The organism is Bacillus sp. FSL L8-0199 (genome assembly GCF_038005705.1).
Classification (GTDB): Bacteria; Bacillota; Bacilli; order Bacillales; family Bacillaceae_G; genus Bacillus_A; species Bacillus_A cereus.
Genome location: NZ_JBBOTS010000001.1, coordinates 3,883,237 through 3,896,375 on the forward strand (window position 1 = coordinate 3,883,237; position 13,139 = coordinate 3,896,375).

The following is a 13,139-nucleotide window of genomic DNA, read 5'->3' on the forward strand; positions in this document are numbered from 1 at the left end:
CACAGGACTGAATTAAAAGGTTATTATTATGAAGCAATTTGCTTAGATTGTTTTATTTGTTTCGTTTCTGGTAGTAGTAGATTTAATAGTACACCTACAATTGCTGCTAGTGCCATTCCTTCTACTTGGAACGATTCTCCTACGTGAAGTACCGCTCCGCCAATACCAATCACTAGTATCACTGATGCAATCATTAAGTTTCGTTTGTCACTTAGGTCTGTTTTATCATCTACCATCATGCGTAATCCGCTTGATGCGATTACACCGAATAGTAGGATTGATACACCACCCATAACTGGTGTTGGGATCGAATGAATCAGTGCAGAAATCTTACCGATAAACCCGAATATGATTGCAAACACTGCTGAACCGATGAATAAGTATACACTGTATGCTCTCGTAATTGCTAGCACACCGATGTTTTCACCATACGTCGTATTCGGCGGTCCACCGATTAGTGACGCGATTAATGTCGCTACCCCATCACCGAAGATTGAACGGTGTAAACCTGGTTTTTCAATTAAATCTCTTTTAATAACATTTCCAAGTACAATTTGATGTCCGATATGCTCTGAAATTGTTACTAGTGCAACTGGTACCATCAGGAGTACAATCTTCCACGAAAACTCCGGCGTATATGTTACAAATGGTACTGTGAAATCTGGTATAACAAACCATTTTGCCTCAGCTACCGGCTTTAAGTCTACTAGCCCTTGGAAGTAAGCGAAGATATATCCGCCGACAATCCCTAGTAACACTGGTATGATACTGAAAAACCCTCTCCCGAATATCGAGCAGATAATTGTAATTGCTAACGTTACTAACGCTACTGAAAAGTGTGTAAAGCTATATTTGCCATCCGCACCGTTCATCGCCATGTTAACTGCTGTATGTGCTAAAGCTAGACCGATTACCATTACTACTGGACCAACTACGATTGGCGGAAGTAATTTCATAATCCACTCTGATCCTGACTTCTTAATTCCGAGTGAGATTAAGATGTACACAAGTCCTGCTAGCAAACCACCAAGCATTGCTGCTCCCGGTCCACCTGCCGTTTTCGCTGTTATAATCGGTGCGATAAAGGCGAATGATGATCCTAGATAGGCAGGTACTTGACCTTTCGTTATAAGAAGGAACGCTAACGTTCCTAATCCACTTGATATTAATGCTACTGATGGATTCAATCCTGTTAAAAACGGAACAAGCACTGTTGATCCAAACATCGCGAACAAATGTTGTATACTTAAAAATAACCATTTTCCCGGTTTCGGTACTTCATTAACGTCTAACACTGGCTTTTGTTCCATTGTTACATCCTCCTTCAGTTTAAATCTTTGCAATAAAAAAACTCTTTGTGCCTGTGCACAAAGAGTCCTACACTTTCGTATGCCAAATTTGACATATGAAAGCCAAGACCCTTTGGCAGCCTCACAGGACTACATTTAAAAGGGCTTTACTTATCGTATATGCTTACTCGATCTTGTTGATCTGTCTCTTGCAAATCAACTTCGATACGCTCTTCACTTGATGTTGGAATGTTCTTCCCTACATAATCAGCGCGAATTGGTAATTCGCGATGACCTCTATCAACAAGAACCGCCAATTGGATTTGAGATGGTCTACCTAAATCCATAAGAGCATCCATTGCTGCTCGAACTGTTCTTCCTGTATATAATACGTCATCCACAAGGATAACTTTCTTCTTCGTAATATCTACAGGGATATCAGAACCTTTTACAAGTGGTTCTTTATTTTTCGATTGTAGTGTTAAATCATCACGATATAACGTAATGTCTAACTCTCCAACTTCCATTTCTTTTCCTTCAATTTGACCAATTCGTTCTGCCAAACGTTGTGCAATAAAAATTCCACGAGTTTTAATTCCGACAAGAACACAATTATCGACACCTTTATTTCGTTCCACGATTTCATGACTAATTCGTGTTAAAGCGCGGCGAATCATTTGGTCATCTAAAACGACAGCTTTCTCTTGCATGCTCTACACCTCCAAGCTTTTTTCTTGCGTGAGAGTAATGGTATAAAAAAAGTCCTCTCAGCGTGTGCGAGAGGACTTTTGAAAAAAGGGTACAACATACCCTAAGTATTTCAAACCGTTACCTTCTCAACCTCACGGGGCTGTGTTAAAGGATCATTATTTAACTGTTGTCAGTATCTCAGTTTTCTTATGATTTGTCAATACTATTTTCGTAAAATATTTAATACGTCTTCAAACACTTCTGGAATCGGTGCCTCAAACTGAATATATTCACCAGTACGAGGATGATCAAAGCCTAAAATACCCGCATGAAGTGCTTGTCCATTCATATCTAACGTTTTCTTCGGACCATACTTCGGATCTCCTGCAAGTGGATAGCCAATATATTTCATATGAACACGAATTTGGTGCGTACGTCCCGTTTCTAAGCGACATTCTACAAGCGTAAAGTCTTTAAAGCGTTCTAACACTTGGAAGTGCGTAACAGCGTTCTTACCATTTTCATCAACTGTCATACTTTGACGCTCTTTCTTATCACGAGCAATCGGAGCATCAATCGTTCCCTTATCATGCGGAATCACACCGTGTACAATCGCTTTGTAACGTCTCGTTACTGTTTTTGCTACAAGCTGATTTACAAGCGATTCATGTGCCATATCATTTTTAGCAACCATTAATAGTCCAGATGTATCTTTATCAATACGATGCACGATACCTGGGCGCATTACACCGTTAATGCCTGATAAGTCTGTACAATGGTGCATAAGGCCGTTTACAAGTGTACCACTTGTATGCCCTGGTGCTGGATGTACAACCATACCACGTGGCTTATTTACAACAAGCACATCTGCATCTTCATAATAAATTTCTAAATTTAAATCCTCTGGTTGAATATCTAACTCTTCTGGTTCAGGAATTGTTACTGTAATTTCATCTTCTTCTTTTACTTTATAATTCCCTTTTACCGCTTTTCCGTTTACTGTCACAACGTCATCTTTAATCCATTGCTGCACTTGCGTACGTGACCATTCGTTATTTATCCCTGCAACGAATTTATCAATTCGCTCGTTTTTTTGCTCTGCTGCAACTGTTACTTGTACTACTTCACTCATTCAATTACTCCTTCGCTTTCTTGCCTTCTAATAATGTTTGAATAATAATTAATACAACACCAATACATAATGCTGAATCAGCTATATTGAATACTGGATAGTTGTACGAGAAAATATACACGTGAATGAAATCCACTACTTCTTGTCTAAATACACGATCAATAAAGTTACCAATTGCCCCGCCCAAAATTAGGCTTAACGAAATACCTAGAAGCTTGTCTGTTTTCGCATACTTTTTCATATAAAATACAATAAACACTACAAAAATAACTGTAATAATGTAGAAGAACCACATTTTATTTTCTAAAATACCCCAAGCAGCGCCTCTATTTCGATGTGATGTTATGTATAATACATTGTCGATAATCGGAATACTCGTACCCAATTCCATGTTCTTTACAATTAACCACTTCGATATTTGATCGATAGCAATGACGAATAACGCTATTACATAATATATCATTTTCATTTCCCCCACAAAGACAGTGTACCTCAAAATTTTAGCATAGCTGCTACCTTTTCACAATGAACCTTTATAGAAGAATAAAATAAATTTAAAAAAGGTAATATAATATCGTTGTGCGTATTCATACATTTACCTTTTCGTAGAAGAATTCATGAATCGTACGGGCAGTCGGCATTGTCTTCATTTGCTTTGTCGAAATTAATCTCCCTGTCTCTTCACAAATACCATACATGTCTATTTCCATTTTAAATAATGCGCGTTCTACATCCTTTAAATCCTCTTTTATATCATGTAATAGCAATTTTTTCTTTATCTCTTCCTTAATTTCATATCCAAGCTCTTGGCTGAACTCGACATCATATTTGTGCATTACTTCTTTAGCTAGTCTCTCTTGCAACTCTTTTCTCATCAATTGCAATTCTTCTTTTATTTCCATGTAAATTTCATTCACGTGTACATTCCTCCTAGCTGTAATGTACAGTTAGTGTGTCCGAAATTTATTTGCTTACCTCACACACATTTTTCCTTCACAGGAAAGAGTCTGAAAGTGATCTTGATATGCCATCAACAAAAAAACTGACCGCATCAATAGCAGTCAGTTTTTTATTATTTTACATAGTTTTCTTTAACAACTGTTGCACAACGCTCACATAATGTTTCATGTTCAGCATCTTTACCAATTGTTTCTGAAACTACCCAACAACGTTCACATGTTTCACCAGTTGCTTGAACAACAACAACCGCTGTATGTTCATACTTCGGTGCATCTGCTGGCGCTTCATCCATCATACCACCAAGTTTATACTCAGAAACGATGAATAATTGCTTTAAGTCTTCGCTAATAGACTCTAACATAGCTTTCATTTCTGCAGTTGGATATAGCGTAATGCTTGCATTTAATGACTTACCGATTACTTTTTCATTACGAGCTACTTCTAGTGCTTTTAACACGTCATCACGTAATGTCATAAATGCATCCCATTTTGTTTTTAACGCTTCCGCGTCATCTAATTGTACAGCTTCTGGCATATCAGTTAATTGTACACTTTCTTCTGTTACGCCTGGAATATATGGCCATACTTCATCAGCTGTGTGCGGTAAGATTGGTGTTACAAGTTTCGTTAACGCAACAAGAACATCATATAATACAGTTTGAATTGCACGACGATCTTCGTGGTTTGCACCTTCAATGTATAAAATGTCTTTTGCAAAGTCTAAGTAGAATGAACTTAAATCAATTGTACAGAAGTTATGAATTGCATGATACACAGCAGCGAAGTCGTATGTCTCATATGCTTCTTTAACTTTTGTAATTAAGTCATTTAATTTTACTAACATGTAACGATCTACTTCACGAAGTTCAGCTACAGCTACTGCATTTTCACTTGGCTTAAAGTCGTCTAAGTTTCCTAATAAGAAACGGAATGTGTTACGGATTTTACGATACACTTCTGCTACTTGTTTTAAAATATCATCTGAAATACGTACGTCAGATTGATAGTCAACAGAAGATACCCATAAGCGTAAAATGTCTCCGCCTAATTGATCCATGATTTTCTTCGGTACGACGATGTTTCCAATCGACTTACTCATTTTACGTCCTTCACCATCTAGTACGAAACCGTGGCTTAGTACGCCTTTATATGGAGCTTTACCTGTTACAGCAACTGCTGTTGATAATGAAGAGTTAAACCAACCACGATACTGGTCAGATCCTTCTAAATATAAATCAGCTGGACGCTGTAAATCTTCGCGCTCTTCTAATACCGCTTGGTGAGAAGAACCTGAATCGAACCATACATCCATGATGTCTGTTTCTTTACGGAATTCGCCATTTGGGCTACCTGGATGTGTAAATCCTTCTGGTAATAGATCTTTCGCTTCACGCTCGAACCATACGTTAGAACCGTGTTCACGGAATAAATCTGCTACATGGTTAATTGTTTCATCCGTAATAATTGGATCACCATTCTCAGCATAGAATACCGGAATTGGCACACCCCATGCACGCTGACGAGAAATACACCAGTCACCACGGTCACGAACCATATTATGAAGACGAGTTTCTCCCCATGCTGGTACCCATTTTGTTTCTGCTACAGCTTCTATTAATTCTTTACGGAATGCTTCAATAGATGCAAACCACTGTGCTGTCGCACGGAAAATAATTGGTTTTTTCGTTCTCCAATCATGTGGGTATGAATGTGTAATGAATGTTAGTTTCAGTAACGCGCCTACTTCTTCTAATTTTTCTGTAATTGGTTTGTTAGCTTTATCATAGAATAAGCCTTCAAATCCAGGTGCCTCATTTGTTAATACACCTTTATCATCGACTGGGCAAAGTACTTCTAATCCATACTTTTTACCAACAACGAAGTCATCTTCCCCGTGTCCTGGTGCTGTATGAACACAACCTGTACCTGCATCTGTTGTTACGTGATCTCCTAGCATAACTAATGAATCACGATTGTAGAATGGATGTTTTGCAACTGTATACTCAAGTTCGCTACCTTTTACTGTTTTCACAACTTCAGCATTTTCCCACTCTAACGTTTTTGCAACTGTCTCAAACAGCTCAGAAGCAATGATATATTTCTCATCATTTACTTTTACAATGCTATATTCAAGCTCTGGATGAACAGAAATACCTAAGTTTGCAGGTAATGTCCAAGGTGTTGTTGTCCAAATGATGTACTTTTCATCACCTTCTAATACGTTCTTTCCATCTTTTACAGGGAATGCTACGTAAATAGATGCTGATTTTTTATCTTGATATTCAATTTCAGCTTCCGCTAAAGCAGATTCACTCGTTGGAGACCAGTAAACTGGTTTTTGACCTTTATAGATATAACCTTTTTTCGCCATGTCACCAAACACTTTAATTTGTTGTGCTTCATAAGCTGGCTCTAAAGTAATATATGGATTATCCCAATCTGCACGTACACCTAGACGCTTAAATTGTTCACGTTGACGTTCTACTTGTTCATATGCATACTCTGCACATAACTTACGGAACTCAGCAACTGTCATTTCTTTACGTTTTACACCTTTATTTGTTAAAGCTTGTTCAATTGGTAAACCGTGCGTATCCCATCCTGGAACATATGGCGCACTAAAACCACTCATTGATTTATAACGAACAATAAAGTCTTTTAATACTTTATTTAATGCATGTCCCATATGAATGTCACCATTCGCATATGGAGGTCCATCATGCAATACAAATAAAGGACGACCTTTTGTATGTTCTTGTACTTTTTCGTAAATATTCATTTCAGCCCATTTTTCTTGCATTGCAGGCTCACGTTTTGGTAAATTCCCACGCATTGGGAACTCAGTTTTTGGCATCAGTAATGTATTTTTGTACTCCATGCTCAATTCCTCCTTACATGTATAAAAGAAATACTTAAAAAACGGAATAAAAAAGAGACCTTCTCATCCCAAAAAGGGACGAGAAAGTCTCCCGCGGTACCACCCTAGTAGATCATATACATATGTATAGAATCCTCTTTATATTCTTAACGCGAATACACGCCTACGCTTACTCTATTTGTTCAGCGCGGAACTCCAGGGTGATATTCCCACTATCTCCTTATCCTGAGCTTACACCATCCTCAGTTCGCTATATAAGGTTTGAAAAGGTACTTATCCCTATCTTCGTTTTTCTTAATAAATATGTTGTTTAAAATTATATGTAATAATGAGAAAAACGTCAAGCTTACACTGTTTCTTCTTTTTTCAACAGTTCATCTACTTCGTCTTCTAATTCAATTAGTTTATCCCAATCATCGTTGTTTAACATCTCAAGCTGTGTTTCTAATAACATACGGAAACGAGTTCGGAATACTTTCGCTTGTTTCTTTAGCTCTTCAATATCAAAAGCAACTTTTCTTGATTTTACTAATGCTTCGTTAATAATACGATCAGCATTCTTTTCAGCTTCACGCACAATTAATTTCGCTTCTTTTTGCGCATTACGTTTTACTTCTTCCGCTGCTTCTTGTGCAACAACGATAGATTTGTTTAACGTATCTTCAATATTAGAGAAATGATCTAACTTCCCTTCTAACTGCGCAACTTTTTCTTCTAAAGCTTTTTTCTCACGAATGACCAATTCATAATCTTTGATAATTTGATCAAGAAACTCATTTACTTGATCTTCATCATAGCCACGGAATCCGCGACCAAATTCTTTGTTATGAATATCTAATGGTGTTAACGGCACAACGCCACCTCCAAGTAGTTATCTAAATTTCCTCTTTCAATTATATCTTTTCTTCGACAAAATAGGAGGATTTCCTTCTAAAAAACCAATCATTTTAGTATACCATACAAAATTCTCCATTTGTCGCGTTTTGTTCTACCTTCTACAGAAAATAATTTACTTCGGCCATATCCTCTAACAGAAAAAACATCTCCTGGATAACATTCATAAGAAGTTTGCTCCACTGTTTTCCAATTGACTTTTACTAAACCATTTTTTATGAAAGGTTGTACTTTCTGTCTAGATAAATGTAACATTTCAGCTAACATAACATCTAAACGAAGTGAAGAAACCGTTCCAGATTTCTCTCCCCACGTTTCATGTATCTGTAGAATTTGTTCTCCATGCACTGACGCTAAAGAGACTTTTACTTTCCCTATTGATTGTAAGTTCATCTCAATATACGATACAATTTCTTTCGCAACTACAATTTGGGCACGATTTTCTTGCAGCAAAATATCACCACATTTTTCTCTTGTTAAACCAAGAGACATAAATGTACCTAATATTTGCCTATGTTCTAGCGTATAAAACTTGGAAGGATAGTCAATTTCTAATACTTCTACTTGAAATTCTTCTTCATTTAATTCTAGATAGTCTGGATAAATAAGTGCTCTTTTACGCTCTGCATTAGGCGTTGCACCACCAAATTGCACAGCAACATCACCTTGTCCTATTACCATAGAAACAATTTGTTGTTGCCTAGGATCGAGAAAATCCGTTAACTTCACTTGATGGTACTCCGCCGCTCGCTTCCACTCTAGCACTTTATCCACAAAGACCTCCTCATCAGGCCTAAAATGTTCGTAGATGCTCATGTATTTACCTTCTTACTATAAGAAATAGCTTAATAAACTGAACAAACCAGTTTTAGCAAGTTTCAACGCAAAGATCGCAACGATTGGAGAAATATCAATCATTCCAAGCGGCGGAATAAAGCGGCGGAACGGTTCTAAATACGGTTCACAAATACGTGCCAGGAACTCTCCAAAAGATGATTCCTTCGCACCAGGAAACCATGATAGGAGAATGTAAATAATAAGTGCCCACGAGTAAATCTCGATAGCATAACTTAACACTATAAAAACTGTTGTCATGGCGTATTACCACCTCTTTATATTTGTTTCTTCTTCTTCACCGAATAACTCTGAAATCGCACCAACAATATCTACATTTTCAGGTGTACACATAAATGTTTTCGGCCCTATTTTTTGAATGTCCCCGCCTATAGCGTATACAGTACCACTTAAAAAGTCAACGATACGTACCGCTTGATCAGTAGACATTCTCTGCAAATTAATTACAACAGCTCGTCTACCTTTTAAGTGGTCCGCAATCCCTTGTGCTTCCGAATATGTGCGTGGTTCTAATAAAACAACTTTTGAAGATTGTTTTGCTGTTTCAATACTCACAACATTTTGCTTCGGTTGCGCTTTCGGAAACGTAACGTCTTGTTGTTCTGGTGGATCTTGCTGCTTTTTCATGTCTGTTTGCTCCTTTTCATAACCATATTGAGCTGCTTCTTTTTCTTCCGGTGTATCAAAAAAGAAGTATTTTACTTTTGACCAACTCATAATAAGATTCTCCTTCCTTTTACGCTTTTCCTACTAAAATCGTTCCCAAACGAATATATGTAGCCCCTTCTTCAATTGCAATCTTGTAATCGTTGGACATTCCCATTGATAATTCTTTACATGGCGCATGTAATAACTCTAGCTCCTGCACCTCTGTTTGCAGCATACGTAATTCCTTAAAACAGCGTCTGATTTCTTCCTCTTCTTCTGTAAATGGAGCCATCGTCATTAGTCCAACCACTTCAATTTTATCGAATTCTTGCAAACTTTGAATAAAAGAAACAACCTCTTCTATTGCCAATCCTTGCTTCGATTCTTCAGATGAGGTTTTCACTTGAATAAAGCATTTCACTTTCTTATCAGCACGTTTCTGAATTTCTTTCGCCAGTGAAAGACGATCTAACGAATGTAAATAATCAATTTCATTAATGATTTCTTTTACTTTTCTCGTTTGTAATGAGCCAATAAAGTGCCAATTAACTTTTGAACCGAAATGCTCGTATTTCTGTAAGAAACCTTCATTTCTATTTTCACCTAAATCGATAACTCCAGCTTCAATTACTTCGTTTGTTTTTTCAATCCCTACAGTTTTTGTAACTGCAACAAGTTTAATATCTTGCAACGAACGTCCAGCTCGAGCGCAAGATTCTTTAATAGCTTCGTTTACAATTACTAAATTTTCTTGTACTGTCACTTGCTTTCTTCCTCCTTAAAACCTATGAAACTCAACATTCTTCCTGTCTTACCTTGATCACGACGATGAGAGAAAAATAGTTGCTCTTCACAGCTTGTACAAAGAGATGACATTACAATATGCTCTTCTTTTATGCCTGCTTGTACACATAATATACGATTAATTTCTTTTAAATTAATTGCGTACTGCCCGTCAGAAATTTTTTGATGAGGAACAGCACCCCTAACTACTTCCTGTGCTGCTGTTAATACACGATCATCCACAACATAACAACAAGATCCGATCGACGGCCCAATTGCAACATGAATTTCATCACTTGAAATACCTTCTGCATTCCACTTTTGAATCATTTCCTTTGCAATCTCTTGTACAGTACCTTTCCATCCAGCATGCGCAAGTCCTATCATACCATGTGATGGTGCATAAAAATAGAGCGGAACACAATCCGCGTAACAAGACGTTAACAGAACATCTTCATTGCTCGTATAAATGCCATCTGTTTTTGAAATGCCGTCCTCATATGAATAGACACCACTTCCCTTTTCCTGTTGCCCTACTTTTTCAACATGATGAGCATGAACTTGTTCAGAGCAAATCCAGTTTTCTAATGGTTTTTGTAACTTATTTGCTAAAATGCGTCTGTTTTCATGAACGTTCTCCACGATATCATTCACATGTAATCCTAAATTCATCGCATGAAAGGAGCCCGTACTTATCCCACCATCTTTTGTCGTAAATCCAGCAGTAATGTTTCCAAGTTCTTTCCACGCTTGTAAATACAGTATACCGTCCACATATTTAAATGGTTCTCTCATAATAAAGCGGCTCCTTTTAATTAAAATAACAGAAAAAAGCATGGTACTTCCTGTCTATTTTACCATACTTTTATTTTTTCATAATCCTAACAGAAAAAAAAGAGGAATTTGTAATATTCTTTATGAAATTGTCGGTGTTTGTATTGATTCTGTTACAGAATTAACAGGATTTACTCTTACAAGTATGACATCTTCCCCAATTTTCACAATTTCCTTCCAAGGAATTACAATCTCAACATCTTTTCCAAAAATACCTAGCATACGTGTCTGTTTGGAAATAATAACAGAACAAATTTTCCCTGTGTTCATATCAATTTCAATATCTCCAATATTCCCAATCCTTTTTCCATCTGAAATATTTATAACATCCTTCATCTGTAACTCTGAAATTCGTATCACCATTTTCATCCTCTCCCTTATATGACAAATTGGAAACTGTTTCTCATATTTACAGGAAGCCACCTATACGAAATTATATGAACACTAATCCCCTACTATGAGCACAAACCATATTACATATAAAAAGGTCTCACCATAATTGGTGAGACCTTATCCTTGAATCGTTTTATTCATTTGTTTAATGGCTGACTTCTCTAAACGTGATACTTGCGCTTGGGAAATCCCAATTTCTTCTGCAACTTCCATCTGTGTCTTTCCTTGGAAGAAACGTTTTCTAATAATCATTTTCTCTCTATCATTTAAACGCTTCATTCCTTCTTTCAATGCTAATTCTTCAACCCACTGCTCGTCCTTTTGTTTTTCATCACTTAACTGATCCATAACAAAGATAGGATCTCCCCCATCATTATAAATCGGTTCAAATAATGAGACTGGATCTTGAATTGCATCTAAAGCAAATACTATCTCTTCATGAGTTACTTCTAGCACTTTTGCAATATCCATTGCTGTTGGTTCTTTTGAATTTTCTGCAATCAACTTTTCTCTTACTTGCAAAGCTTTATACGCAATATCTCGCAATGAGCGCGATACGCGAATCGGATTATTATCACGCAAATATCTGCGTATTTCCCCAATAATCATCGGCACAGCATACGTTGAAAATTTTACATTTTGGCCTAAATCAAAATTATCAATTGATTTCATAAGTCCGATGCAACCAACTTGAAATAAATCGTCAACATATTCTCCTCTGTTATTAAATCTTTGGATGACGCTCAGTACAAGACGTAAGTTTCCATTCACTAATTTTTCTCTTGCGCTTATCTCTCCACTTTGCATTTCACGAAATAATTTACGCATCTCTTCATTTTTTAATACTGGAAGTTTAGCTGTATCAACACCGCAAATTTCTACTTTGTTTCTCGTCAAAGTGTTCCCTCCTATCGGGAGTTGCTGTACAGTGTAAAGTATTTCCTTTGAAGGGGATTTTATGCATGTGGTTTTTTCACGATTTGTTATTTAAATTATCTTTCCTAATACAACTAAATAGAATAAGACCAGCCTACATAACGGCTGGTCTTATTCTTTACACCATTTTATTAAATTCTTTTCGTAATCTTTTTATAATTCTTTTTTCTAAACGCGAAATGTATGACTGTGAAATCCCAAGCATATCAGCCACATCTTTTTGCGTCTTTTCCTCTCCTCCAGCAAGCCCAAACCGAAGTTCCATAATTTGTTTTTCACGATCATTTAATTGGTGTAATGCTTTCATTAAAAGGTGACGATCTACAGTAGCTTCTAAATCTTTTGTAATAATATCATCATCTGTACCTAACACGTCAGACAATAACAGTTCATTCCCATCCCAATCAATGTTTAGTGGTTCATCAAAAGAAACTTCCGAACGATTTTTGTTATTTCGACGTAAATGCATTAAAATTTCATTTTCTATACAACGCGATGCATATGTTGCTAATTTTATTTTCTTTTCTGGATTAAATGTATTTACCGCTTTAATAAGGCCGATTGTTCCGATACTAATCAAATCTTCAATATTTATCCCTGTATTTTCAAACTTTCTTGCTATATATACAACGAGCCTTAAGTTACGTTCAATAAGTAATGACCTTGCTGCCTGATCTCCTTTTGGCAATTTATTCAAAAGAACTTCCTCTTCTTCTTTTGTTAACGGTGGTGGCAACGCTTCACTTCCACCAATATAATAAATTTCATCGGTCTTAATTCCTAATTTCAGCAATACTTTATACCAAAGGTATACTAAATAAAATTTTAATTTCATCATATTATCCCG

General features: G+C 36.7%; 15 protein-coding genes and 1 other annotated feature. All 15 genes read right to left on the minus strand.

Annotated elements, in window-relative coordinates; all coding sequences use genetic code 11:
• Positions 1–26: 26 nt before the first annotated feature.
• The 15 genes from uraA to sigE all read right to left on the minus strand — a co-directional run bounded on the left by uraA (position 27) and on the right by sigE (position 13,130).
• On the minus strand, positions 27–1,310 hold the full coding sequence (uraA, locus tag NST86_RS19765; protein ID WP_000435931.1) for a uracil permease: 1,284 nt from the start codon (positions 1,308–1,310) through the stop codon (positions 27–29).
• A 146-nt stretch (positions 1,311–1,456) separates the two neighbouring features.
• Complete coding sequence (pyrR, locus tag NST86_RS19770; RefSeq protein WP_001156491.1) at positions 1,457–1,999, minus strand: bifunctional pyrimidine operon transcriptional regulator/uracil phosphoribosyltransferase; 543 nt, start codon at positions 1,997–1,999, stop codon at positions 1,457–1,459.
• Between the two features lie 203 nt (positions 2,000–2,202).
• Positions 2,203–3,111, minus strand: coding sequence for an RluA family pseudouridine synthase (locus NST86_RS19775; RefSeq protein ID WP_000005830.1), 909 nt, complete (start codon positions 3,109–3,111; stop codon positions 2,203–2,205).
• A 4-nt stretch (positions 3,112–3,115) separates the two neighbouring features.
• Complete coding sequence (lspA, locus tag NST86_RS19780; protein WP_061663493.1) at positions 3,116–3,574, minus strand: lipoprotein signal peptidase LspA; 459 nt, start codon at positions 3,572–3,574, stop codon at positions 3,116–3,118.
• A gap of 124 nt (positions 3,575–3,698) precedes the next feature.
• Entirely contained in the window at positions 3,699–4,028 is a 330-nt protein-coding gene (locus NST86_RS19785) for a molecular chaperone DnaK (RefSeq protein WP_001002956.1), read from the minus strand.
• 155 nt (positions 4,029–4,183) lie between these two features.
• A complete protein-coding gene (ileS2, locus tag NST86_RS19790; RefSeq protein ID WP_000455920.1) occupies positions 4,184–6,949 on the minus strand; it encodes an isoleucine--tRNA ligase in 2,766 nt (921 codons plus the stop codon).
• A 71-nt stretch (positions 6,950–7,020) separates the two neighbouring features.
• Positions 7,021–7,244: a binding site (T-box leader), on the minus strand.
• Positions 7,245–7,295: 51 nt separating this feature from the next.
• Positions 7,296–7,802, minus strand: coding sequence for a septum site-determining protein DivIVA (gene divIVA / locus NST86_RS19795; RefSeq protein ID WP_001131611.1), 507 nt, complete (start codon positions 7,800–7,802; stop codon positions 7,296–7,298).
• Positions 7,803–7,891: 89 nt separating this feature from the next.
• Positions 7,892–8,659 carry a YlmH family RNA-binding protein gene (locus NST86_RS19800; RefSeq protein ID WP_016118557.1) on the minus strand — a complete coding sequence of 256 codons (768 nt, stop codon included), beginning with the start codon at positions 8,657–8,659 and terminating at the stop codon, positions 7,892–7,894.
• A 15-nt stretch (positions 8,660–8,674) separates the two neighbouring features.
• Positions 8,675–8,938, minus strand: a complete 264-nt coding sequence (locus tag NST86_RS19805; protein ID WP_000214233.1) for a YggT family protein — start codon at positions 8,936–8,938, stop codon at positions 8,675–8,677.
• Between the two features lie 6 nt (positions 8,939–8,944).
• The gene (locus NST86_RS19810) at positions 8,945–9,415 is read right to left on the minus strand and encodes a cell division protein SepF (protein ID WP_000119129.1); all 471 of its coding nucleotides are present in this window, start codon (positions 9,413–9,415) and stop codon (positions 8,945–8,947) included.
• 19 nt (positions 9,416–9,434) lie between these two features.
• Positions 9,435–10,109 carry a YggS family pyridoxal phosphate-dependent enzyme gene (locus NST86_RS19815; protein ID WP_000218007.1) on the minus strand — a complete coding sequence of 225 codons (675 nt, stop codon included), beginning with the start codon at positions 10,107–10,109 and terminating at the stop codon, positions 9,435–9,437.
• Positions 10,106–10,924 (minus strand): peptidoglycan editing factor PgeF, encoded by an 819-nt coding sequence (pgeF, locus tag NST86_RS19820; protein WP_001209006.1) that lies wholly within the window; start codon positions 10,922–10,924, stop codon positions 10,106–10,108. Before pgeF ends, NST86_RS19815 begins: the two co-directional genes overlap by 4 nt.
• Positions 10,925–11,044: 120 nt before the next feature.
• Positions 11,045–11,326 (minus strand): YlmC/YmxH family sporulation protein, encoded by a 282-nt coding sequence (locus NST86_RS19825; protein ID WP_000236745.1) that lies wholly within the window; start codon positions 11,324–11,326, stop codon positions 11,045–11,047.
• Positions 11,327–11,473: 147 nt separating this feature from the next.
• Entirely contained in the window at positions 11,474–12,253 is a 780-nt protein-coding gene (gene sigG / locus NST86_RS19830; RefSeq protein WP_000197755.1) for an RNA polymerase sporulation sigma factor SigG, read from the minus strand.
• Positions 12,254–12,410: 157 nt separating this feature from the next.
• Positions 12,411–13,130, minus strand: a complete 720-nt coding sequence (gene sigE, locus NST86_RS19835; RefSeq protein ID WP_000976948.1) for an RNA polymerase sporulation sigma factor SigE — start codon at positions 13,128–13,130, stop codon at positions 12,411–12,413.
• Positions 13,131–13,139 lie beyond the last annotated feature (9 nt).